Source organism: Actinomyces sp. Z5 (genome assembly GCF_003287795.1).
Lineage (GTDB): Bacteria > Actinomycetota > Actinomycetes > Actinomycetales > Actinomycetaceae > Actinomyces > Actinomyces glycerinitolerans.
Genome location: NZ_QMIN01000054.1, coordinates 10,642 through 33,592, shown reverse-complemented (window position 1 = coordinate 33,592; position 22,951 = coordinate 10,642). Strand labels below are relative to the sequence as shown.

Here is a 22,951-nt window from a genome sequence, read left to right as displayed (position 1 = left end):
GCGGATTGTGGGTGTGGTGGTTCGGGCCCGCGGGTGGTCGTGCCCGGGCGCACGAGGTCGGCGTGGGGTCTGCGAGGATGTTCTGAGGCTGACGAGGACATGTGGCCGGCGGGGATGTCCTCGGGGCGGTGTCGCGGGCGTAGAGCGAGTGGGGTCAAGGTCAGCGCGCGGTCGTTGGGTACGCCCCTTCGGCCTCTGCTACGCCAGTTTGAGCTCCGCTGAAGGGCCCAGAACCCTTCAGCAGACACCGAACCGGCGTAGCAGACCACGCCAGCGCAAAGCAAACCGACGAACCTCCTCCCGGCTCCACCCACACCCCCAAACGCGAAGCGCCCCAATTGTGCGCGCCGTGCGACACCGTGCTCAATGACCGAGCAGCATGGCCGCGCCGGCCCCGCACAGCAGGGATACCGGGAGGGTCCAGGCCCAGGCGGCGGCGATCCGGCCGACGGCGTTCCACCGCAGTCTTCTCCACTGGACGCCGGGCACGCTCCCCATGAGGGCACCCACCGTGGCCTGAGTCATCGACACCGGGGCACCGAGAATGGCGCCCACCGTGACCGCCAGTGCCGTGGCCACCAGGACATTGCTGACCTGATAGGGCTTCGGTGCGAACACGCCCACCCGCCAGGCGCGGCCCGCAGCGCGCAGACCGAGCCTAGCCCCGATGGCGAAGGCCAACCCGGATCCGACCGCCGCCATCAAGCGCAGCGCCGGGCCGCCGCCCGGACCGCCCACGGGCTGCCCCAGCGCGGTCATCCACACCACGAACAGCTTCTGGCCGTCATTGAGCCCATAGGCCGCGCAGACGCAGATGAAGCCGCCGCTGCGGGCATACCCCATCCACCGGTGGGCGTCCGGCAGCCGCAGGCGTGCCAGCACGGCCAGGAAGGCGCGGGCGCACAATCCGGCCAGCACGGGAGCCAGGGCGGCCAGCGCCAGCACCCGTGCGACGAGTGGCCAGCTCGCGCCTCCGCCTGCCAGGCGCACCCCGGTCGCGGCGCCTACCAGGGCGGTCACAGCGGCGAGGATGGCGACCGGGCCCCAGGGGCGCTCCGGGTTGGCCCCGATGTTGAGCGCGCACAGCGGCGCCCCATCGTTTCTGCCCACTACGACGGTGAAGGCCAGTACCAGCGCGGCGGTTAGCAGTACGGCACAAGGCTCTCACGCGCCGTGTCAGGGACGCCACACCGTCGGCTCGGGTTCCAGCAGGTCGGTCGCATCGGCACCCACGCAGTCGGCCAGGCTCACGCACCGCAGTGCCGGGTCGTCATAGGTCGAGTAGTAGTAGGTGCCGGTGCGGGCCGAGAAGCAGCCGGTGTACAGCGTGCGCTCGTAGGCGCCGTCGGCCATGAGGGCGGCCCCATCCACCATGGAGACATTGCCCAGGGTGTGGAACAACCGGGAGACGTTCTCCACTTCATTGTCCTTAACCGGGTAATGGGCGTTTAGGAATGCCGCCTTGGCGAATCTCGACGGCGAGTAATAGTCGCCGGGAATTCCACGCATGCCGGCACCCGAACCGAATGGGGAGAGTTCAGCGTCGCGCCAGTGGGCGGCGTCCGGCATATCACCGTTGGCGGTGATGAAGGTGCGCAGATTCTCCATGTGCCAGTCGAAAGTGGGCTGGTTGGCCAGAGTATCGACCGGGTTGTGGTGAATGTGCATGCCGTCCTTCATGTACTCCACCACGATGCTGCGCCGCCCATCGCCGATGATCCAGTGCAGCAGGGAGACGCCGAGGTTATCGCTGACCGGTTTGGCCACGATGGCGGTTTCCACCAGTGCCGCCTCGACCTCATCGACGCTGGTGAAGTTCGCCGCGATCCACAGCGGGAACTCGTAGGCGGCCACGTTGGTCTTGCCGACCACCGGCCCGTCCTGATAGCAGGCGTAGCCGGGGAAGTTCAGCCCGGCGACGGCCAGGCCGGCGTCGTTGCCGCAGTCGAAGTACAGCGGGTAGTCCTCGAAGACGATGCCCATGCCGATCACCGCGTGCACGGCCGGAGCATCCTCGCCGAACGCCGAACGGATCATGAAGCCCGAGGGGACGACTACGATGCGCTCGCCATAGGACGTGCTCCAGTCCAGATTGCGCCCGAAGTACATGTTGCCTTCACTGTCCGTGAACCTGATTCCCGTGCACATGGCAGCCTCTTTTCATGTGTGAGCACTGATGAAGTATTGACTGGGTGGCGTCGGCCGACCACCTGGGAGGCAATTTAGTACGCCACTCATGCAACCGTGAGAGAATTCACCAATTCGATACGGCGAGCACCCAATCTGGGAAAACAATGAAATTAGGCTGCGGTTTTCCGGGACGTAAACGCGGCATCAATCTGGCTCCTCGCGTTTGAGAGTTCGCCATGCCGGTTCGGAGGGTCGGAGAGGCGTAGGCGCCTCACCCCCACGCACAGACCCAGTTCCGGCAGACCCCTGGTGGGCAAACCCGAAGTCCACCGCACCCAGAACTCTAAGCGCCGCTATATCTCGGAGTGCTGCTTCACCCGAGACCTCGGCAGCTCCCGTCCGGCAATCAGCTCCGCCACGCGGAACACCTCGTCCAGGTCCGGGGTCTGGCCGAGGTAGGTCAGCCGGTACAGGAAAGTGCCCACCAGCATGTCCACGCTGGTGACCGGGTCCGGTCCGTTCCACGCTCCGGTGTCCACCGCGCGGGCGACGGTGGCAATCGCCCCGTCTCGCAGGGGCGCGATCACGCGCTCCCGGTACGCGGCGGCCGCCCGGGGGTGCCCGGCGAGCTCCATACCCAGGCCGGGCAGCGCCGTCGTCAGGGGCGGGCGCATGAGCAGTCGCCAGGTGTGGACGATGATGCGAGCGAGGTCGACCAAAGGGTCCTTACCCGCCGGGAACTCCCGCGGCCCGAGGGCGGCGTCGACGGCGTCGACGGCGAGCTCGGCCAGGGAGGGCCAGCGCCGGTAGATCGTGGACTTGGGGACGCCCGCGCGCGCGGCTACCGCGTCGATGCGCAGACCGTGCAGCCCCACCTCGGTCAACAGAGCGAAGGTTTCTCGCAGGATGCGTTCGTCCAGCGCGGTGTCGCGCGGGCGTCCGCCGCGGCCCGCATCTGTGCGCCGAGCGGCGCCGGCGCGCAGCCCGGCCCGTCGGCCCGCCTCACCCGTGTCGTCTGGCCTGCCCGCCACGGTGTCCTCCTCATCCTGTCACCGGATCGCACGCAATTCTTCCAACTGACCACCACTTCCGCTACTGTAGGTTGCGCAACTATTGGTAGCGATATCCTGGGAGGCCCCATGGACAGAGTTGACTTGGCGACTTCAGGACTGTTCTTCGCCTGGCTGGTCCACGACCTGGAGGAGTACGCGACCATGCCCGGGCGCCGTCACCCCTTCCTCCACGCCCTGCCACTGCTGCCCGAGGACGTACGCACGCGGGGGATGTCGCGCGACCAGGTGTATGTGGCCCTGAGCCTGATGGGGGTGTTGATGGCGGCGGCCTCCGTGGACGGTTACCGCACCCGCGGGCGCTCGGGCTTCTACCAGGCGATGCTCTACGGCTACGGCATGCACGCCTTCATGCACCTGGGCTCGGCAGCACTGGCCCGCGACTACACGCCCGGCTGCACCACCGCCCTCCCGGTCGTGCTCCCGTTCTGGCGCTTCGCCAAGGCGGCTCTGCGGGCCGACGGCGTCGAGCCGCAGGCGGCCCGGTGGACCATTCCGGCCTTCCCCGTCGTCGGCGTCGTGCTGCATGGGGTCGGGCACCTGGCCGCGCGGCGCTGGCGGAGCTTCACCTCATGACGCGGCCCGCCGGTGCCAAGGCGGCGGCGCTGGGGCTGGCCGCCTGCTATCTGCTCAACGACGGCGAGGAACTATTCACCTACCGGGGCTCATCCGCCTGGCTGCTGCATCGCGCGCCGGAATGGATGCCGCTTCCGGAAGGGGCGCGGCGCGAGGGGTGGAGTCAGACGCATGTGAGTCTGGCGATCGCCCTGATCGGGATTCACTGGGTCGGCGCCTCGGTGGCGGGATACCGCAGCCGCGGTCGCTCCGCCTGGTTCCAGAACGCGGCCGCGGCCTGGGGCCTGCACGGCTTCGCCCACCTGGCGGCGTGCGCGGCCCGGGGCGGGTACGTGTCCGGGGCACTAACCGCACCGCTGGTAATCGGCTACGGCGCCTGGGCCCGCGGCGCACTTCGGGCCCAGGGCGTGCCCTCCCGCGTGTCGCCGGCCGGCGTCGCCGCCTCCCTGCCCGTACTGGTCGCAGCCCACGTCGGCGCCGAGGCCATACTCGCGATAGCGGGACACAAGCATCCACGACCCCGGCTGACCGACCGCGGTGCGGTAACGTGATCATCAACTTGCCCGAGGAGAACGGAGAGCGCCGCAGTGACACGTGTACTGGTGACCGGAACAAGCACCGGACTGGGGCTGGGTGCTCTGCATGACCTGCTGGACGCCGGAGCCGAGGTCGTGGCGCACGTGCGCCGCGAAGCACAGCTGGAGGCGGTGCGTCGGGAGCTTGGGAGATCGGTTCCCGGCGTCGTCGGGGACCTGGCCGATCGGGCCCAGGTGCGGGACGTGGCCGAGCAGGTGACCGCCCTGGGAGGTGTGGACGCCGTCATCCACTCCGCCGGCACCATGGACGAGCGTCTGGTGCTGGCCGTAAACGTGGTCGCCCCCTACCTGCTCACCGCCCTCGTGCCCGCGCAGCGCCACGTCTACCTCTCCTCCAGCATGCACCGCGGCGGCCGACTCAACACCGCACGGCTGGCCGAACTGGACTGGACGGGCGTGCGGCCGACGGCGTCGTATTCGGACTCCAAGCTGCTGGTTACGGCGCTGGCCGCCGCGGTGGGCCGGCTCCGTCCGGGCACATGGGCCAACGCCGTCGACCCGGGCTGGGTGCCCACCCGCATGGGCGGCGCCGGCGCCCCGGACGACCTGGAGGCCGGGCACCGCACCCAGGCCTGGCTGGCGCTGGGCGATGACCCGCGCACCCACACCAGCGCCTACTGGCACCACCAGCGCACGCAGGAGCCCGACCGGCGGGTGAATGACATCGAGTTCCAGGACCGGCTGCTGGCCGCGTTGGCGCAGGAGACGGGAACGCCGCTGGGCTAGCGCCGCAGCCGGCACCGGAGACTCCGTCGGAACACGGTCACGGTGACGGCGGCCCCGCCGCCGTCCGGCTCCAGGACCGTTGCACGACGGTCTCGACCCGGCACCCGCGGCCCGTCCCGGACCATGCCGCCACGTCGTCGTCCTAGATTGCCCGCATGCTAACGCTAACCGCGCGCGGCGTCGCCTCCGCAGCCGCCCCCGAACACATGCCTCCCCGCACCTGGTCCCTCACACTGACGCTGACCATGCTCGGACTGTTCTCCGCCTGGTTCGGCCCCATTCAGGTGCTGCTCGGGCTGCAGGCGGCCCAGCTCGCACCCGACCACAAGGAGGCGGTGCTGTCCCTGGTCACCGGCCTGGGTGCGCTGGTGTCCACGCTCGGCAATCCGGTCTTCGGCGCCCTGTCAGACCGCACTTCCGGGCGCTTCGGCCGCCGCCTGCCCTGGATCGCCGGCGGCCTGACCCTGGGCACCGTCGGACTGGTGGTCCTGGCCATCGCCGACTCGGTGGCGTTGATGATCCTGGGCTGGTGCCTGGTGCAGGGCTTCCTCAACGCGGCCTACGCCGCCCTGAATGCGTCGGTGACCGACCAGGTGCCGGTGGACCGCCGCGGCTTCGTCTCCGGGCTCATCGGCGTGGCACAGACCGCCGGCCTGGTGATGGGCGCCGGCATTGCCGCCACGGCGGGTGGCACTCGCACCGGCTACCTGGTGCTGGCCGTGCTAGTGGTCGTCCTCGGCATCCCGCACGTACTCAACGCCCGCGACCTGCAGCTGCCCGACGGCGCCCCGCGCCCGTCGCTGCGGCACATCCTCGCCGGCTTCGTGCCACCGCTGCGCTCCCACCCGGACTTCGGCTGGGCGTGGTTGACCCGCTTCCTGGTCAACCTGGGCAACTCCACCGGGACGCTCTACCTGCTCTACTACCTCATGGATGCGGTCGGCATGGAGGCCGACGCCGCCGCTACCGGAGTCTTCATCCTCACCGGCATCTACGCCGTCGCCGTGTTCGGCTCGACCGTGTCCGGCGGCATCTGGTCCGACCGGCTGGGACGGCGCAAGCCCTTCGTGATCGTGGCGGCGCTGGTGACGGGGCTGGCGGCGCTCGACCTGGCGCTCACCCAGAACTGGGTCGGTGCGATCGTCGGCGCCGTCATCCTCGGGATCGGCTTCGGCGCATTCACCAGCGTGGACTTCGCGCTGGTCACCCAGGTGCTGCCCAGTTCCGGCGACGCCGCCCGCGACCTGGGAATCATCAACATCGCCTCCGCCGGCGCCCAGGTACTGGCCCCGGTCGTCGCCGCCCCCATCGTCACCCACCTGGGTGGCTACACGGGCCTGTACCTGATGGCGGCCGCCGTCTGTGTGCTCGGCGCCGTCTGCGTCACGCGCATCCGCACAGTCGACTGACCCCGTGTCGGCGCATTCGGCCGGCGGAAGTACTCACGCCCGCCGAATCGGGTGCCGGATGACCGTGCGCAGCCGCTCGGGGGCGACGCGTCGGGCGTCGCTGAGATAGATCTCGTGGTGGCGGCGCACGTCGGAGAAGTCCGGCACATAGCCCTCTGACTGCGCAAACTCGTGCATGAGGGCCAGTGTGGCCGGCTCGTCGTCGTAGGGGCCCACGTGCAGGCACTGCACGCACAGCCCCTCCTGCAGAGGCATGAACTGGACCCGGGAGAAGTCGGCGTGCTTCTTGCGCGTCGCCTCCTCAAGCGCCCAACCGAACTCGGCCTCCGTGACGAAGTCCGGCAGGCGGATGGCGGCGATCCACTCGAAGCGCTCCTTGTGGGCGTAGTCGACGTCGCCGGCGCCTGCCTGCCACCAGAAGCCCTCCAGTGGTGGGACCACGTAGTCGAAGTAACCCTCCATGAGGTGCCCGGCGCGCCGGCTCATCTTGATGGTGAAGGCGACGGCGTACAGCACGCCGATCGCCTGCTGGTACTCCCCGTCCTCGCGGTTGGGGTCCCCACTGCCGCGCACGGCAATGAAGTTCATGGCGGGGACGTCCACAATGCCCGGCCGCCGGGGCGGGGCGTAGAACTCCTTGTACTCCCGCTTGTAGTCAAAGGCCATGTCACACCTGCTGCTTCCTTGCATCGGTTGAGTCGACGGTCTCTGTTAGAGGTTGAAGAACACGCAAACCCTGGAACGAAGTGTTTTCATTCCAGGGCTTTCCGTCGGGCTGGCGGGATTTGAACCCACGACCCCTTGACCCCCAGTCAAGTGCGCTACCAAGCTGCGCCACAGCCCGTCCGCTCGCGGCTGTTGCCTCGCGCGAACACGGAAGACAATAGCCCATCCGGGTGCCAGCGTCGAAATCCGTGGGCGGTGACGCCGCTCACCGTTGCCGCAGTCCCATCGCGGCCCCTTCCACCGACCTCGGCACGTAAGTCCCGCCGACCTCGGCGGGTTGGCGAGTTAGGCGGATGCGGCCCAGGCCTTGATGCCGCCCTCCAGGTTGGTCATGGGGCCGACGTATCCAGCATCTTCCAGGGCCGCAATGGCGCGGGCGGAGCGGATGCCTCCGGCGCAGTAGACAATCAGCTCCCGGCTCGGATCGAGCTCACCACGGCGCTCGACCACCTGGGCGAGCGGGATGTGCACGGAGCCATCGATCGCCTCGAGCTCGACCTCGTGTGGCTCGCGCACGTCCAGCAGCGTGAAGGCCCGCCCGGGCAGTTCCCCGGCGGCAATGCGCTCGCGCAGCTGCGCGGCGGTGACGGTGTGCATATTTGCCTCCTACGAGTTGGCTGTCCCTCTGCGCCCGCCCACCGGAGGCACGAGTGCATTGCGCGAAAAGCGCTGCTGCTCGGCGGTGGTGAGCGGGCGCAGGCGGACGTCGTCGATCAGCGAGGGGTAGGTCTCCCCTGCTCCCGGCGTCATGTCTGTACCGAGTCGTCCGCGGTCAGTGCCGCAGGCCGCGGTAGCGGTCGATCAGCTGCCGGGTGGAGGCGTCCTGGCCGGCGTATGCGGCCTCGTCTCCGCGCACCGCGGGGGCGATCTCCAGGGCCAGCTTCTTGCCGAGCTCCACGCCCCACTGGTCGAAGGAGTCGATGCCCCACACGATGCCCTCGGTGAAGGTGATGTGCTCGTACAGGGCGATCAGCTGCCCGACCACGGCGGGGGTCAGTGCCGGGGCGAGGATCGACGTCGTCGGCCGGTTGCCGCTGAACACACGGGCCGGGACGATCGCCTCAGGGGTGCCCTCCGCGCGCACCTCATCGGCGGTCTTGCCGAAGGCGAGGGCGGCGGTCTGGGCGAGGAAGTTGGACAGCAGCAGCTCGTGCACGTCCGCCTCGCCGTCCTTGACCGGGTGGGCCGGGTTGGCGACGGTGATGAAGTCGGCGGGGATCAGCCGGGTGCCCTGGTGCAGCAGCTGGAAGAAGGCGTGCTGGCCGTTGGTGCCGGGCTCGCCCCAGAAGATCTCCCCGGTGTCGGCCACCACGGGGCTGCCGTCCCAGCGCACGGACTTGCCGTTGGACTCCATGGTCAGCTGCTGAAGGTAGGCCGGGAAGCGGTGCAGGTACTGGGCGTAGGGCAGCACCGCGTGGGAGGCGGCCTGGAAGAAGTTCACGTACCAGACGTTGAGCAGGCCCATGAGCATGGGCACGTTCTCCGCCGGCGCCTTGGTGGCGAAGTGCTCGTCGACGGCGTGGAAACCGGACAGGAAGTCCGCGAAGTTCTCCGGGCCGACGGTCACGGCCAGCACGGTGCCGACGGCGGAGTCCACCGAGTAGCGCCCGCCCACCCAGTTCCAGAAGCCGAAGGCGTTGGCAGGGTCGATGCCGAAGGCCTCCACCTTGTCCAGGGCGGTGGACACGGCCACGAAGTGCTTGGCGACGGCGCCGTCGGTGCTGATGCCGCGCGCGGCCAGTGCCTCCAGCAGCCAGGTGCGGGCCATGCGGGCGTTGGTGAGGGTCTCCAGGGTGGTGAAGGTCTTGGAGGCGATGATGAACAGGGTGGTCTCCGGGTCCAGGTCGGAGACCTTCTCGGCGCAGTCGTTGGGGTCGATGTTGGAGATGAAGCGGGCCTCCAGCCCCTCCTGCACGTAGGGGCGCAGGGCCTCATAGACCATGACCGGGCCGAGGTCGCTGCCGCCGATACCGATGTTGACGACCGTCTTGATGGGCTTGCCGGTCACGCCGGTCCACTCCCCCGAGCGCACGCGGCGGGCGAAGGCGTAGATCTTCTCCAGGACCTCGTGCACGTCGGCTACGACGTCCTGCCCGTCCACGGTGAGGGTGTCGGTGGCGGGGCGGCGCAGGGCGGTGTGCAGGACGGCGCGGTCCTCGGTGATGTTGATGTGCTCGCCCGCAAACATGGCGTCACGGCGGCCGGGCACGTCCACGGCCTCGGCGAGTTCCACCAGGGCGTCGCGGACCTCGTCGGTCAGGAAGTTCTTGGACAGGTCGACGAACAGGTCGCCCACCTCGTAGGAGTAGCGCTCGGCACGCTGCGGGTCCTGGGCGAACCAGGCGCGCAGGTCGGGCTCCATGGACTTGTGCAGCTCGGTAAGCCGCTTCCAGGCGGCCGTGGCGGTGGGGTCAACCGGTGTGCGTGTTGTCGACATGGAAGCAGTCTAGGCCGTCCGCTACGGTTACCGCATGGAAGACCTGGTGATCGGCGAGGACGGGCTGGCGCGGCCGGTGTGGGCCGCCGCCGACCCGCTGCTGCGCGACTACTACGACACCGAGTGGGGCATGCCCGTGCGCGATGAGCGCGGCGTGTTCGAGCGCCTCAGCCTGGAGGCCTTCCAGTCCGGCCTGTCCTGGCGCACCATCCTGGTCAAGCGGCCAGCCTTCCGGGAGGCCTTCGCCGACTTCCAGCCGGAGGCGGTGGCCGCCTTCGAGGACGACGACGTGGCCCGCCTGCTGGCCGACACCCGGATCGTGCGCAACCGTGCGAAGATCCTGGCCACCATCAACAACGCCCGGGCCACCGTGGCCCTGCGGGATGCCGACGACGTCGACGGCGGCCTGGCGGGCCTGGTCTGGTCCTACCGGCCGGCGGCCACGCCCGCCCCGCGCACCCTGGCGGAGACGCCCACGCGCTCGCCGGAGTCGGAGGCGCTGGCCCGCCGGCTCAAGCGCCTGGGCTTCCGGTTCGTCGGCCCGACGACGGCGTTCGCGCTTATGGAGGCCATCGGCATCGTGGACACCCACCTGGTGGGATCCTGGCGGCGCGGCTCCTCCGGGGTGTGGAACTGAGGAGCGCCTCACGAAGTCAGTGATCCGCTGCCTCGCCGTGGCTCGCTCCGCGCTCTTGCTGTCAAAATCGATGACAAACGAAATCCGCAGCGCTCCAGGCGCTTCACAAAACGTTGGAACCATGCGGGTACCGAGTGGCGTAGAAGAGCGCTTCCCCGGCGTTTGTCATCGATCTTGACACCGCCCGTACGTTGGCATGCCGAGCCGCCCCGGCAACACCGCTCCGGGGTCAGCCTGGGTTGCCGAGGAGCTTGGACAGGCGCTTCTTGCGGCGGTTCTGGGTGACGATCCAGGCCACGTCGGGGTCGCCGACGTCGAGCGCCGCGAATACGGGGAGCCCCGCGCCGGGGTCGGCCGCCACGGCCACGCTCCAGCAGTAGCCGAGGGACTTGCGCAGCGTCCGCGCCGCCGGGGCCTTGCGGTCCTGCGGCGGCAGTGCAATGAGGTGATCGGTGGTGCGCCGGCACACGTCGATGGCGAGCCGAGCGGCCTCGGCGGTACACAGCAGCCGCGGCTCGCAGATCGTCACCGCGGCGGCGCGCTGTACCAACGGGTCATCGTCGTCGGCCCATGTCAGGACGAGGGAGAACAGTGTTTGCGGGTCGGAGTCCCCCAGTAGCTGCAGGCCGATGGTGACGGCCTCGCGCACGCGCCAGCGCTCGTCGGTGGCAAGCTCCCGCGCCTGTCGCTCATATGACGCATCGGCCGCCCGGTAGCCCAGCGCAGCGGCCGCACAGGCAGTGGTGTACTCGCCGCCGTCGGCCAGCAGCTCTTCGATCGTGTCTGGATCGGCGGTCAGCGCGGCCGTCGCGATCAGCTCGATATTCGCGCGGGGACCGGGAAGCCCCGAGCGCTGGTTCACGTACGCGGGCCAGTCGGCGGGCTCCAACTCCTTGAGCTCAGCGATCCACGACGCCGTGTCGACCATGTCTCCACGCTACAGCGCCAATATGGATTCGTACAGGTCGGCGCGGGGCACCACCTTCCCGGACAGATAGGTGCTCAGACGCGACGTACTGGTCCCGAGCCGGCTCGCCGCCTGTGCGCGTGAGAGTCCCGAGCGTTCCACCGCGGCCCGCATTCGCCGGGCCGCTAACATTGCCCGCTCCTCCCGAGGAAGACCCTCAAGCCACAGGCGCACCAACGCGGCGCCGGGGTCGTCGCCAAGCACGTCACACGCGTCCAAGAACGCGGCGCGCGTCTCGGGATCACGGTCGCACGCCGCCTTGATCCGACGGTAGTCATCAAGGTCCCCGCGCTCCACGGCAGTGATCTTCGCGTCGAACGGCCAGGTCGCCGGATCGTCAACGGGATCAGCATCCACGTTGCGGAAGCTCAGCACCGTGCCATCTCCTCCGCTATGGCATGGCATACCGCAGTCACTTCGGACCAGTCCTGCCATTTGGGAGACAACCCCTTGTATCGCGCGAGCTCGTTAACCGTGCGTATGTCGCTCGGCTGCGGCGATGCCAGGGCGAGTGCCAGGCTTGTGGCGGCAGAGTCCGATTTCGAAGCCTCGTAATACGAGTCCAGACCGTTGAGCACCTGCGCGGCGTACTGCGGTGAAGTCGCGTCGGCAAGGGCGGCAACGTCCAGGTAGTCGCGGACCGAGCGTCGTTGGAGCAGCATCCAACCCTTGATCCGCACCATCTCCTCATAGGTTGGGACCCGCAGCTCAGCACCGTTGTCGAGGGTGATAGCTTCCACTTCAAGTGGACGTGCTCTCCTGAGCTGTCGTAGCCCGGCCTCTACACCGTCCAGAGACCCCATGATCGTGTTCGGCCGTCGTGAATGCCGACTGGACAGTACCCAGCCATCGGTTGCTTCTACCGCATCAAGGACTGCGTCATAGCGTTCCGACAGGTCCGCGACAACATGGTCGTGATCGAACGAGACCCTGTGTCGGGTGTAGAGACTCGCTGCTGAGCCTCCAACCATCACAGCGTCAGGAACCACCTGCTGCAATCTTGCGGCCGACTCGAAAACGCGCCGCATTCTCTCGTCCGCCTCAGGCGTGGGCGCGGCAAGCGAAGGCGACGGTTCTCCCCGGGAGCTTGACTCTCCAGAGGTATGTGCTGGACCACTCACAATCCGATCATATCAGATCAGATAACTCATTACGGGCAGTACCATGACATCCCGGCACAGCAATGACTGTATCCATGGACCTAAAGACGGTGCACTCGACGACGGCTGGGCCGAGACTCGACCCAAACTGACCGCACACCCTGCCGCTCGGACAGAGACCTCACCACTCGGAGGCGCGCGCCAGACGCCTCGCGGGCGTAACCGCTACAACCACAGCGGTTGCCGCCACCCCGAGGCCGAGGGCAACCAACACGCACAGGCGCAGGCCGCCGAGTTCGAGCAGCACCCCGGCGGTGACCGGCACGGCCGCCGAGATCGCGGCGATGACCAGCCCCACCAGCGCCAGGGCGCGTCCCTGTCCGGCTTTCGGCACCACGTGTTGGATGTAACCGAAGGTGCAGCCACTCGTGGTCGCGGTGGGCAGCCCGACGAGTGCCAGCGTCACCGCTTGGACGGCAGGCCCCGGTTGGACGAGCACGGGAACCACCACGAGAGTGCACAGCAGCGATCCCACGGCGATGATCTTGCCGGCCCGCACGCGTTGGATTAGCCACGACGCGGGCAGCGCACCGACGAGCAAGCCCACCGCCATGAACGTGTTCAGCAGTCCCACTGCGGCGGTGGAGGCGCCGGCCACGCGCAGGGCCATCTGCATCCCGTCTATCAGGAGCAAGACCTCCAGGTTTGACAGCATGGCCGAAGATGCCAGGGCTAGCACGGCCGGTCGGGTGAGTATTCGCAACACGCACCGCCAGGTCACCGCTCGTTCCGGCGCTGGTGCAGCCGCGCTGTGGGCGTCGTCGGCAAGCGGGTGCAGGTCCGCCCGCACGCGACTGATGCCGACGGCCTGACCGAGTGCACCGACCACCGAGGCCACGAATGGCACCCAGGAGCCCACCGCCAGAAATAGCCCGGAAATCGGCTGCCCGATTATATTGACGACGCCGTCACGTCCCCGGTTCACGGCCAGCGCGCCGGGCAGCCGTTCGCCGGAGACAATGCTCGGCAGGGCAGCGTCCGACGCCGTGCCGAACACACCGGTGATGAGCCCCGCGGCTCCGGCGCACACGGCGAGGAGGCCGAGCGAAAGCTTGCCGGTCACGCACATGAGAGCAACCGCGGAATAGAGCACGGCCCGCAGCATCCCGGAGGCAATGATGGCCCAGCGTCGATCCACGCGATCCATCGCCACGCCGCCGGGTATGGAGATCGCCGCAGCCGCCATTCCGGCGACCGTCGAGACCAGGCCCGCCTGCGCCGTCGACCCGGTGACGTCCAGCGCGACCATCGTCAGTGCGAAGGTGCCGACCACCGAGCCCAGCTGCCAGGAGGTGTCGGCGCACAACCACGCCAGGTAATCGGTGCGCTGTGACTCCACCGTCTCAGCCTACGAGTCCTATGGCCGGTTTCGGGCCAGAACCGCCGCCTTCAGCGCCGCTGGCGGCGCTCGCGCACGCGCACACCGATCTGGATGGGGGTGCCGGCGAAGCCGAACTCCTCACGCAGCCGGTTCTCGATGAAGCGCCGGTAACCGGCGTCCAGGAATCCGGTCGTGAAGATGACGATGCGTGGCGGGGCGGTCTGCACCTGGGTGGCAAACAGGATGCGGGGCTGCTTGCCGCCCCGCACCGGGTGCGGGCTGGCCGCCTGTAGCTCCCCCAGGAAGGCATTGAGCCGCCCCGTGGGCACGCGCGTGTTCCAGCCGGCCAGGGCCGTGTCCAGGGCGCGCGCCAAGCGGTTGGTGTGCCAGCCGGTGCGGGCGGAGAGGTTGATGCGCGGCGCCCAATCCACATGGGCGAGCTCGTGCTCCGCCTCCCACTCCAGCTGCTTGCGGCGGTCCTCGTCAACCAGGTCCCACTTGTTGTTGACGATTACCAGGGCGCGTCCGGCGTCGACCACCTGCTGGATCACGCGGATGTCCTGCTCGGTGATGGCCTCGGAGGCGTCCAGCAGGACCACCGCCACCTCGGCCTTCTCCACCGCTCCCTGAGTGCGCAGCACCGCGTAGTAGTCGGCACCGCGCGCCTGCCGGATGCGGCGGCGGATGCCGGCGGTGTCCACCAGCAGCCACTGGCGGCCGTCGAACTCGACGACCTCGTCCACCGGGTCGCGGGTGGTGCCGGCCAGTTCGTTGACCACCACCCGCTCGTTGCCGGCGAGCTGGTTCAGCAGTGAGGACTTGCCGACGTTGGGGCGCCCCACCAGGGCGATGCGGTGCAGGTCGTCGCTGCGCTCCGGCCCGGCCACGGCGGACACCTCCGGCAGGATGGCGACGGCGGCGTCGAGCAGCTCGCCGCTGCCGCGGCCGTGCAGGGCGGAGACGGCGTAGGGCTCGCCCAGGCCCAGGGCCCACAGCGCGGCGGCGTCGCCCTCCTGCACGGGAGAGTCGACCTTGTTGGCGGCCAGCACCACCGGCTTGCCGGAGCGGCGCAGCATCTTGACGATCCGGTCGTCGGCCTCGGTGACCCCCACGCGGGCGTCCACCACCAGCAGCACGGCGTCGGCCAAGTCCACGGCGGCCTCGGCCTGCGCGGCGACGGCGGCGTCCAGGCCGGCCACGTCAACCTCCCAGCCGCCGGTGTCGACGATGGTGAAGCGCTTGCCGGCCCATTCGGCCGGGTAGGAGACGCGGTCTCGGGTCACGCCCGGCACGTCCTGCACGACGGCGGCGCGCCGCCCCAGCACGCGATTAACGAGCGTCGACTTGCCGACATTGGGACGGCCGACGACGGCCAGCACCGGCAATCCTGCCTCCAGCCCCGCCTGGGCGCTGGGGATCTCCTCCCCCGCGAGCACCGCCTGGTCGTCGGCGTCGAGCACGTAGTCGTTCAGGCCTGCGCGCAGCGCGTCGGCGCGGGCGTCCTCCAAGCGCTCGCGCTCGGCGGCCTCGGTGCGCGCCTGCTCGACCAGCTCGGTGACGCGGGCGATGGTCTCCTCCAGCGTCAGATCGGAGGTATCCACGGCGGTGACGCCCTCGGGAACGGTGAGGAACTGGGAGACGGTGGCGTCGTCGTGGTCGCGGCGCACCACCTGGTCGCGCAGGGCGGCCGCATCCACGGCCTTGCCGGCGGCATCCAGGTCGGCGGCGCGGCGGGCGAGCCGGGCCTGCTCGCTGGCGGTCAGCAGCAGGCGCACGTCGGCGTCGGGGGCGACCACCGTGGTGATGTCGCGCCCCTCGGCGATGATGCCGGCGCCGCGGGAGAAGGAGCCGGCCAGGCCGGTCGCCTCGGCACGGATGATCTCCCGCTGGAGCCGGGCCAATTCGGCGCGCACGTCCAGGTTGGTGGCAACCTTGGAGACCACGGTGGAGATGTGCGGGTCGCGGATGGCCTCGGCGAGGTCCACCCCGTCGCAGGTGACGCCGGGCGCCTCGGGGTCCATACCCATCACCAGCGGCATGGCCTGCACGGCGTGGGTGACGGCAGCGGCGTCGTCCAGGTCGATGCCGGTGCGCTCGCACCACCAGGCGGCCGCCCGGTACATGGCGCCGGTGTCCAGGTAGGCCAGCCCCAGCGCGGCCGCAACCCGCTTGGACACCGTGGACTTGCCGGACCCGGACGGCCCGTCAATGGCGACGACGATTCCCATGTGCTCCTCCAACGTTCAACCCCGCAGGCTCAGGCGAGCCCGGTTGGCCTCAAGGGGTAAGCGTCCCACAATGACGCGGCCGGGCGCGGATCCGCAGCAGATGAGTCCGCCCACAGCCGGTCATCGGGTACTTCCGCCGGCCACCAGAGGCGCATAGCTGTCCCACACCGGCATGGGCACGCCGAAATGCTCGCCGGCCTCCAGCACCTCAAAGAAGCCGGCCCTCCACTCCTCACGCCCGTGTGCCAAGTGCGCCAACACCATGCGGCGGGTGTCGGCCTGAGCAAACATGCGGCCCAGGCCCACTGCGACGATCCGCGCCGGTAGACGCAGCAGCGGTGCAGGTTGTATCCCGCCGGTGACGATGCCCCGCGCCCGGCATACGGCGACTCCTTCGCGCAGCGCCAGCACCATGCGTCGCAGGGCGTCCCTGTCGGTGCACAGCCGGTCATAGGCACCCGCTTCCAGCAGTGGGCCGAGGGTGAGGGACTGTTGGAGGTAATGCACGGCGAGCCAGCCGGCCATGTCCCGCTCCCGTCGGACCGACAGCCCGGCCGTGGTCAGGGCAGAGACGGCTGTGTCCAGGGCGGCGCGTTTCGCAGGCGTGTCCGCTTCCAGGCGCGTGCCGTGACGGTAGAGCGTCGCCTCAATGCCGACGTCGCCGCCCGCGTCGGTGCGTCCCCCGCCGATCTGGCCGGGGAAGCCGAGAACGTAGTCCTCTCGCGGGAGCCACTCCCGCAGCTGAGTGACGATATCCCAATGGTTGAGCATGAATAGCAGCGATGTCCGCCCGGCAAGTGGTGCGACGGTCGGAAGCACCTCATGCAGGTGGAGCCGGTCCACCGTGACGAGCGTCAGCTCGGCGTCCACGGGCGCAGTGACAACCTCAGGAAGGTACCGGCCGAACAGTGGCTGCCTACGATGGCCGCCGCCGGCACGGTGCAGCCGCATCTGCACGCCGGCTCGCAACTGCTCCGCACGGGGTGGCCGCGCCAGGACCGTCGTCTCATGGCATCGGCTCAGCAGCCAGCCGTAGCTCAGGCCGATCACGCCAGCCCCAACGATCAGGATGCGCACGCCGGCCACCTCAGGACACGACCACGCGCCAGCCGCGGGCGTCCAGGGCATCCTCCAGCCCCTGCGCGGCGGCCGGCATGACCGAGAGCATGGCCAGGCCGGCGCTCTGCCCGGGCGAGTGCTCCATGGCAAAGTCCTCAATGTTGACGCCCGCCTCGCCGACGTCGGAGAACAGCCGACCGAGCGAGCCGGCGGAGTCGGGCACCAGCACCTGCACCTGTGCGTAGCGGCGCGGCGCCCCGCCGTGCTTGCCCGGTATGCGGGCCTGCCCGGCGTTGCCGCGGGTCATCAGGTCGGTAATGGCGCCGACGGCGCCCGGGGCGATGGTAGCGGCGTCTCCGGCGGCGGTGTAGGCGGGGTCGTCGGGCGACACGGCGGCGGGTGCGATCCCATCGATCAGGCGGTCCAGGTCCCCACGCAGCTGGCGCAGCATGTCCGCCACCGGCCCGGCGTTGCCGACCACGATGGCCGACCACAGCCGCGGATCGGAGGCGGCGATGCGGGTGGTGTCGCGCAGTCCCTGCCCGGCCAGACCGAGCGCGTTCTCCGGGGTGGTCTCCAGACGCGCGGCCAGTAGGGAGCTGACCAGTTGGGGGACGTGGCTGACGGCGGCGACGGCGGCGTCGTGCTCGGCCGCGGTCATGCGCACCGGGGTCGCGCCGACGTCGACGGCCAGGTTGCGCACCGCCAACTCGGCCTCCGGGGTGGCGCCGTCGGCGATGACCACCCAGGGGCGGCCCGCGAACAGGTCGGAGTCGGCCGCGCCGGCCCCCGACCGCTCCCGCCCGGCCATGGGGTGGGAGCCGACATAGCGGCGCGCGTCCCGCCCGCCGTGGCGGCGCACCTCGGCGGCAATGCGCGCCTTGACACTCGCGACATCCGTGACCACCGCATCCGGGTGCGCGTCCAGTTCGCGCAGAACCACGCCCGCGGCCACGTCCGGTGGGGTGGCGACCACGATCAAGGCCGGTTCGGGGCTGTGCTCGTCACGCACCTGCCCGGCACCCATATCGCGGGCCAGCGCCAGGGAGGTGGGCGAGGTGTCGGATAGCTGCACCGGGACGCCGGCGGCGGTCAGGGCCAGCGCCAGGGAGGTGCCCAGCAACCCGGTGCCGACCACCAGCACCGGCCCCCGGGTGGACAGGACGGCCGAGGGGTTTCCGATGGCACTCACAGGCCCACCTCCTGCTGCAGGGCGCTGACCTCGGCGCCGGTCAGGGCCCGCATGGCACCGGGCCGCAGATCACCCAGGGTCAAGGGGCCCAGCCGGGTGCGGGAAAGACGGATCACCGGGTGGCCGACGGCAGCCAGCATGCGGCGCACGATGCGGTTGCGTCCCGAGTGCAGGGTGACTTCCACGATCGAGGCGTCCGGGGAGACATCCTTGACCACCGCCCGGTCGGCGGTGATCGGACCGTCCTCCAGCTCGACGCCGCGCCGGAGCCGCCGCGGCAGGCCGGCGCCCACCCGGCCCTTGACCACGGCCACGTAGGTCTTGGCGACCTCGTAGCTGGGGTGGGTGAGCCGGTGGGTGAGTTCGCCGTCGTTGGACAGCAACAGCAGCCCCTCGGTGTCGGCGTCCAGCCGGCCCACGTGCACCAGCCGCAAGGCGGCGGCCTTCTCCACTCCGCCCAGCTGCTCGGCGTGCTCGGTCAGGTACCGCTCGGCGTACTCGGCGACGGTGGGCCGTCCCTGCGGGTCCTCCATGGTGGTGACCACGCCGGCGGGCTTGTGCAGCATGATGGTGATGACGTCGGGGTCGGTGAGCACCCGCGAGCCGTCCACGCGGATCTCCTGAGTGGCGGGGTCCACGCGCACCCCGGGTTCGGTGACCCGCACCCCGTCGACGCTCACTCTCCCCGCGGCGATCAGCTGCTCGCATACGCGCCGCGACCCCACCCCGGCGTGGGCCAGCACCTTCTGGAGCCGCTGGCCGCCGGCGACGTAGGGGTCCTCGGTGCGCGCCTGCCCGTCCTGGCCGGCGCCGGCTCCCGCCGCGGCGGGTGCCGTCGAGGGGGCGTCGACCTCGTAGTCGACTTCTTCGAGGTCGTCGGCGTCGTAGAACTCCTCGGCGCCGAAGTCCAGCACGGCGTCCGTGCGCTCGTCGCGGTGGTCCTGGCTTGGGTTCACGGCAGTATTCTCCCGCTGATCTCGTCTTCGATGTCTCCCAGGGCGGATGTGTCGGGCAGGTAGGGGGCCAGGGGCGGCAGGTCGTCGAGCGAGTCCAGGCCCAGGTACTCCAGGAACTCGCCGGTGGTGCGGTACAGAATCGCGCCGCTGGGTTCGCTGCCGGCCTCCTCGATCAGGCCGCGGGCGTGCAGGGTGCGCACCACGCCGTCGACGTTGACGCCGCGGATGGCGGCGATCCGGCCGCGGGTGACGGGTTGCCGGTAGGCGATCACGGCCAGCGTCTCCAGGGCTGCCTGCGACAGGCGTGCGGTGGCACCGCCGATGACGAAGCGTTCCACCAGGTCGCTGAACCGGGGCGCGGAGGCCAGCCGCCAGCCGCCGGCGGCGCGGCGCAGCACGAAGCCGCGCGCCCGGACGCCCCGGTCGGGGGACGGCTCCCCGCCGGCGTACTCGGCGGCCAGGGACTCCAGCAGCGCCTCGACGTCGGTCTCCTCCCTGCCGAGGGCGGCCGCCAGGGCGGCCGCGGTCACCGGCTCGTCGGCCACCACCAGCACCGCCTCGACGGCGGCGCGCAACTCCGCGTCCGACACGGGCACGGGCAGCCGGGAGGCCGCGGGTTCCGGGATGCTCATGCGAACTCCTCCTCCAAATCGGGGCTGGTCATGCCGGCCGCATCCGCGTCGCCGCGCCAGGTGACGGTGATCTCCTCCATGGGGGCGGCCTGGGTCAGGTCGACGCCGCCCTGCCGGTACATGATGAGCAGGGCGAGGAAGCGGGCGACGACGACGGCGGTGCGGCCCGCATCCGCGGTCAGCTCGGTGAAGGTCAGGGTGCCGGCCCGGCGCAGCCGGTCGGCGAGAATACGCAGCTGCTCCCCCACCGGGACCCGCTCGTGCAGGTGCACGGTCTGCACGCCCGGATCGTGGGGGCGGGTGAACACGTCGGCGGCGATACGGGCCAGGTCCTCCGCATCGATGGTGGCCACGAGCCGGGGCAGTAGCGCCGCCAGTTCGGGGGGCAGGGCCACCACGCGCGGGTGAGTGCGGGAGGCGGTCTCGGCGCGGCCGCGGAAGGCGGCGGCCGCCTCCTTGTAGGCGCGGTACTGCAGCAGGCGGGCGAACAGTAGGTCGCGGGCCTCCAGCAGCTCCATGTCCTCGTCGGCCTCATCCGGGTCGTGCGGTAGCAGCCGGTGGGCCTTCAGGGCGAGCAGGGTGGAGGCGACCACCAGGAACTCGGTGGCGCGACCCAGGTCGCCGTCGGCGCGCATGTAGGCGATGAACTCGTCGGTGACCTCCGCCAGGGCCAGCTCGGTGATGTCCAGGCGCTTGCGGGCGATCAGGGTGAGCAGCAGGTCGAAGGGGCCCTCGAACTGGGGCAGGTTGACGCTGAATCCCGGCAGTTGCGTTCTCGCCGCGGCGTCGGGCTGTGCGGCGCCCTCCAGCGGTGGCTGGGAGGCGGCCGCCGCGGCGCTCGCGGAGCCAGGTTTAGGCGACATTCTTAGGCAACATTGCCGCGGGCAATGACCTCCCGGGCGAGGCGCCGGTAGGCTTCGGCGCCCGGGTGACTGGGGGCGTAGCTGGTGATGGGCTCGCTGGCGACGGAGGCGTCCGGGAACTTAACGGTGCGGCGGATCTGCGTGTCGAACAGCTTGTCCCCGAAGGCCTCCTGCAGGCGCTCGAGCACCTCCCGGGAGTGCAGAGTGCGCGGGTCCACCATGGTGGCCAGGATGCCGTCGATCTGCAGGCGCGGGTTGATGCGGTCGCGTACCCGGTCCACGGTCTCCACCAGCAGGGCCACCCCGCGCAGGGCGAAGAACTCGGTCTCCAGGGGGATCATGACGCCGTGGGCGGCGGTGAGGGCGTTGACGGTCAGCAGGCCCAACGACGGCTGGCAGTCCACAATGATGGCGTCGTAATCGTCCAGGACGGGGCGCAGCACTCGGGCGAGTGCCTGCTCGCGGGCGACCTCGCCCACCAGTTGCACCTCGGCGGCGGATAGGTCGATGTTGGCGGGCACCAGGTCCAGTCCCTCCACGGAGGTGTGGTGAATGATCGGGCGCACGTCGGGGCGGGCGGCCACCAGCATGTCGTAGACCGTCTGGTCCAACTCGTGGGCGTTGACGCCCAGGCCGGCGCTGGCCGCGCCCTGGGGGTCGAAGTCCACGATCAGTACTCTCCGCCCGTATTCGGCCAGGGCGGCCCCCAGGTTGATGGTGGTGGTGGTCTTGCCGACGCCGCCCTTCTGGTTGCACATGGCGATGACGCGGGCCGGGCCGTGCGAGTCGAGCGGCGCGGGGACGGGGAAGGTCTTCTCCTCCTGCTGGTCCTCGGCGGGGGTATCGGGCGGGTCGATCAGGCCGGGCTGCTTCACGTCACTCACACGGGCAGCCTAGTCGAAGAGGCAGCGCGGGGCGCGGTGACCGTTCCCGTGACCGCCGGCGATGGTCAGCCGCGGGCGCGCGGATGGCTGGTGGCGTACACCTCACGCAGGTGGTCGACGGTGACCTTGGTGTAGATCTGGGTGGTAGTGACCGAGGCGTGGCCGAGCATCTCCTGCACCACGCGCACATCCGCGCCGCCGGCGAGCAGGTGGGTGGCGAAGGAGTGGCGCAACGTGTGCGGGGAGATGTGCCGTTCCCCCTGCGCGTCGGCGCCCGTCAGCCCGGCGCGCTGGGCCGCCTGCCGCAGCACCGCCCAGGCGGACTGGCGTGACAGGGGCCGGCCGAGCGTATTGAGGAACACCTCGGGCACCCCCCTGCCCTTGGCGGCCAGCACGGGGCGGCCGCGCACCAGGTAGGCGTCCAGGGCGTCCCAGGCGAACTGGCCCATGGGCACGATCCGCTCCTTGCGGCCCTTGCCGAACAGGTGCAGGCAGCCGGATTCGGCGTCCAGATCGTCCACCACCAGCCCCACGGCCTCGGAGATGCGGGCGCCGGTGGCGTACAGCAGCTCCAGCAGGGCGCGGTCGCGCAGTGACACCGGGGAGTCGTCAACATCGGCGGCCTCCAGCAGACGACGCACCTCGTCGACGGTGAGGGCCTTGGGCAGGCGCCGGCCCACTTGCGGCGGACGCACGGCCGCGGAGGGGTCGGCGCCGGTGATGCCCTCGGCGTGTAGGAACTTGTGCCAGCCGCGTACGGCAGTGACCGTGCGGGAGGCGGAGGACGCGGCCAGGGGGCGGCCGCCGTCGGCGCCGGTGCGCAGCGCCTCCAGGAAGGCGGTCACGTCCGCCTCGGTGACCGCGGCGGGGGTCAGGATGGCGCGGGCGCGCAGGAAGTCGGCGTAACGGCCCAGGTCGCGCTCATAGGCGGCCAGCGTGTTGGGGCTGAGCCCGCGCTCCACCCGCAGGTGGGCGAGGTAGCCGGCCCGGGCCCGGACGAGTGCGTCCCCCCGGGGGTCGACGTCGGGGCGCGCGGTGTCGACGGCTGGTTTCGTGGCGACCTCGTCCGGTTCAGGCGAAGCGGGCCAGTAGGCCCAGGCCGACGATCGTGGCGACCCATACCAGGGCGACGCCGACGGTGATGCGGTTGAGGTTGCGTTCGGCCACGCCGGAAGACCCGGCGGAGGAGGTGATGCCGCCGCCGAACATGTCCGATAGGCCGCCGCCCCTGCCCTTGTGCATGAGGATCGTCATGATCAGGAAGAAGCTGGACAGCACCAGCAGCACTTGCAGGATGATGGTCAGCGTGCCCACGCGGTTCCCTTCGTTGTCGGCTGTTCGGCATTCGGCCGGGGTGGTCCGGCGGCTATGAGGCGGCCGCC

Annotated in this window: 24 protein-coding genes, 1 tRNA gene and 1 pseudogene; 5 read left to right on the top strand and 21 right to left on the bottom strand. The window is 70.2% G+C overall.

The features are described from left to right. Window positions 1-363 precede the first annotated feature (363 nt). The 3 genes from DRB06_RS07340 to DRB06_RS07330 form a co-directional block, all read right to left on the bottom strand. Window positions 364-1,110: an inorganic phosphate transporter gene (locus tag DRB06_RS07340; RefSeq protein WP_181575225.1), complete on the bottom strand. Its 747-nt coding sequence runs from the start codon at window positions 1,108-1,110 to the stop codon at window positions 364-366. A 66-nt stretch (window positions 1,111-1,176) separates the two neighbouring features. Then, window positions 1,177-2,148, bottom strand: coding sequence for a choloylglycine hydrolase (bsh, locus tag DRB06_RS07335; protein ID WP_111819538.1), 972 nt, complete (start codon window positions 2,146-2,148; stop codon window positions 1,177-1,179). Window positions 2,149-2,483: 335 nt separating this feature from the next. Further along, on the bottom strand, window positions 2,484-3,161 hold the full coding sequence (locus DRB06_RS07330) for a TetR/AcrR family transcriptional regulator (RefSeq protein WP_258522188.1): 678 nt from the start codon (window positions 3,159-3,161) through the stop codon (window positions 2,484-2,486). Window positions 3,162-3,269: 108 nt separating this feature from the next. On the opposite strand from DRB06_RS07330, the gene DRB06_RS07325 reads away from it, so the two are divergent. The 4 genes from DRB06_RS07325 (at window position 3,270) to DRB06_RS07310 (ending at window position 6,507) form a co-directional block, all read left to right on the top strand. Then, window positions 3,270-3,776 carry an HXXEE domain-containing protein gene (locus DRB06_RS07325; RefSeq protein ID WP_108967059.1) on the top strand — a complete coding sequence of 169 codons (507 nt, stop codon included), beginning with the start codon at window positions 3,270-3,272 and terminating at the stop codon, window positions 3,774-3,776. Beyond that, window positions 3,773-4,327 carry an HXXEE domain-containing protein gene (locus tag DRB06_RS07320; protein ID WP_111819537.1) on the top strand — a complete coding sequence of 185 codons (555 nt, stop codon included), beginning with the start codon at window positions 3,773-3,775 and terminating at the stop codon, window positions 4,325-4,327. Before DRB06_RS07325 ends, DRB06_RS07320 begins: the two co-directional genes overlap by 4 nt. A 36-nt stretch (window positions 4,328-4,363) precedes the next feature. Then, window positions 4,364-5,098 carry an SDR family NAD(P)-dependent oxidoreductase gene (locus tag DRB06_RS07315; protein WP_111819536.1) on the top strand — a complete coding sequence of 245 codons (735 nt, stop codon included), beginning with the start codon at window positions 4,364-4,366 and terminating at the stop codon, window positions 5,096-5,098. A gap of 155 nt (window positions 5,099-5,253) precedes the next feature. After that, window positions 5,254-6,507 carry an MFS transporter gene (locus DRB06_RS07310; RefSeq protein ID WP_258522187.1) on the top strand — a complete coding sequence of 418 codons (1,254 nt, stop codon included), beginning with the start codon at window positions 5,254-5,256 and terminating at the stop codon, window positions 6,505-6,507. A 33-nt stretch (window positions 6,508-6,540) separates the two neighbouring features. On the opposite strand, the gene DRB06_RS07305 is transcribed toward DRB06_RS07310, so the two are convergent. From DRB06_RS07305 to pgi, 5 genes are all read right to left on the bottom strand, one after another. Beyond that, window positions 6,541-7,173 carry a GyrI-like domain-containing protein gene (locus tag DRB06_RS07305; protein WP_111819535.1) on the bottom strand — a complete coding sequence of 211 codons (633 nt, stop codon included), beginning with the start codon at window positions 7,171-7,173 and terminating at the stop codon, window positions 6,541-6,543. 104 nt (window positions 7,174-7,277) lie between these two features. Continuing rightward, window positions 7,278-7,351 (bottom strand) — tRNA-Pro (locus DRB06_RS07300). Between the two features lie 167 nt (window positions 7,352-7,518). Continuing rightward, window positions 7,519-7,830: a rhodanese-like domain-containing protein gene (locus DRB06_RS07295; RefSeq protein ID WP_111819534.1), complete on the bottom strand. Its 312-nt coding sequence runs from the start codon at window positions 7,828-7,830 to the stop codon at window positions 7,519-7,521. 9 nt (window positions 7,831-7,839) lie between these two features. Then, window positions 7,840-7,983, bottom strand: a complete 144-nt coding sequence (locus DRB06_RS16110) for a hypothetical protein (protein WP_181575224.1) — start codon at window positions 7,981-7,983, stop codon at window positions 7,840-7,842. Window positions 7,984-8,005: 22 nt separating this feature from the next. After that, window positions 8,006-9,670, bottom strand: a complete 1,665-nt coding sequence (pgi, locus tag DRB06_RS07290; protein WP_111819533.1) for a glucose-6-phosphate isomerase — start codon at window positions 9,668-9,670, stop codon at window positions 8,006-8,008. A gap of 34 nt (window positions 9,671-9,704) precedes the next feature. Between pgi and DRB06_RS07285 the strand changes: the two genes are divergently transcribed. Beyond that, the gene (locus DRB06_RS07285) at window positions 9,705-10,307 is read left to right on the top strand and encodes a DNA-3-methyladenine glycosylase I (protein ID WP_111819532.1); all 603 of its coding nucleotides are present in this window, start codon (window positions 9,705-9,707) and stop codon (window positions 10,305-10,307) included. 229 nt (window positions 10,308-10,536) lie between these two features. Here the strand turns inward: DRB06_RS07285 and DRB06_RS07280 are convergent, their stop codons facing one another. The 13 genes and pseudogenes from DRB06_RS07280 to secG form a co-directional block, all read right to left on the bottom strand. After that, window positions 10,537-11,235: a HEAT repeat domain-containing protein gene (locus DRB06_RS07280; protein WP_111819531.1), complete on the bottom strand. Its 699-nt coding sequence runs from the start codon at window positions 11,233-11,235 to the stop codon at window positions 10,537-10,539. Between the two features lie 9 nt (window positions 11,236-11,244). Continuing rightward, entirely contained in the window at window positions 11,245-11,649 is a 405-nt protein-coding gene (locus tag DRB06_RS07275; protein ID WP_181575223.1) for a helix-turn-helix transcriptional regulator, read from the bottom strand. Continuing rightward, window positions 11,643-12,014, bottom strand: a complete 372-nt coding sequence (locus DRB06_RS16370; protein WP_220092992.1) for a hypothetical protein — start codon at window positions 12,012-12,014, stop codon at window positions 11,643-11,645. Before DRB06_RS16370 ends, DRB06_RS07275 begins: the two co-directional genes overlap by 7 nt. A gap of 541 nt (window positions 12,015-12,555) precedes the next feature. Then, on the bottom strand, window positions 12,556-13,773 hold the full coding sequence (locus DRB06_RS07265) for an MFS transporter (protein WP_111819529.1): 1,218 nt from the start codon (window positions 13,771-13,773) through the stop codon (window positions 12,556-12,558). A 50-nt stretch (window positions 13,774-13,823) separates the two neighbouring features. Further along, window positions 13,824-15,983 carry a bifunctional cytidylate kinase/GTPase Der gene (der, locus tag DRB06_RS07260; protein ID WP_111819528.1) on the bottom strand — a complete coding sequence of 720 codons (2,160 nt, stop codon included), beginning with the start codon at window positions 15,981-15,983 and terminating at the stop codon, window positions 13,824-13,826. A 120-nt stretch (window positions 15,984-16,103) separates the two neighbouring features. Beyond that, entirely contained in the window at window positions 16,104-17,060 is a 957-nt protein-coding gene (locus tag DRB06_RS07255; RefSeq protein WP_181575222.1) for a ketopantoate reductase family protein, read from the bottom strand. Between the two features lie 10 nt (window positions 17,061-17,070). Beyond that, on the bottom strand, window positions 17,071-18,234 hold the full coding sequence (locus DRB06_RS07250; protein WP_108967042.1) for a prephenate dehydrogenase: 1,164 nt from the start codon (window positions 18,232-18,234) through the stop codon (window positions 17,071-17,073). Continuing rightward, window positions 18,231-19,190: a pseudouridine synthase gene (locus tag DRB06_RS07245; protein WP_111819526.1), complete on the bottom strand. Its 960-nt coding sequence runs from the start codon at window positions 19,188-19,190 to the stop codon at window positions 18,231-18,233. Before DRB06_RS07245 ends, DRB06_RS07250 begins: the two co-directional genes overlap by 4 nt. Next, the gene (gene scpB / locus DRB06_RS07240) at window positions 19,187-19,822 is read right to left on the bottom strand and encodes an SMC-Scp complex subunit ScpB (RefSeq protein WP_108967038.1); all 636 of its coding nucleotides are present in this window, start codon (window positions 19,820-19,822) and stop codon (window positions 19,187-19,189) included. Before scpB ends, DRB06_RS07245 begins: the two co-directional genes overlap by 4 nt. Beyond that, window positions 19,819-20,685, bottom strand: a complete 867-nt coding sequence (locus DRB06_RS07235) for a ScpA family protein (protein ID WP_073332373.1) — start codon at window positions 20,683-20,685, stop codon at window positions 19,819-19,821. Before DRB06_RS07235 ends, scpB begins: the two co-directional genes overlap by 4 nt. Before the next feature lie 2 nt (window positions 20,686-20,687). After that, window positions 20,688-21,569, bottom strand: a complete 882-nt coding sequence (locus DRB06_RS07230) for a ParA family protein (RefSeq protein ID WP_108967036.1) — start codon at window positions 21,567-21,569, stop codon at window positions 20,688-20,690. 65 nt (window positions 21,570-21,634) lie between these two features. Continuing rightward, window positions 21,635-22,570: pseudogene (gene xerD, locus DRB06_RS07225) on the bottom strand (site-specific tyrosine recombinase XerD); the annotation flags it as partial. A gap of 70 nt (window positions 22,571-22,640) precedes the next feature. Then, entirely contained in the window at window positions 22,641-22,883 is a 243-nt protein-coding gene (gene secG, locus DRB06_RS07220) for a preprotein translocase subunit SecG (protein ID WP_073332382.1), read from the bottom strand. Window positions 22,884-22,951: the final 68 nt, after the last annotated feature.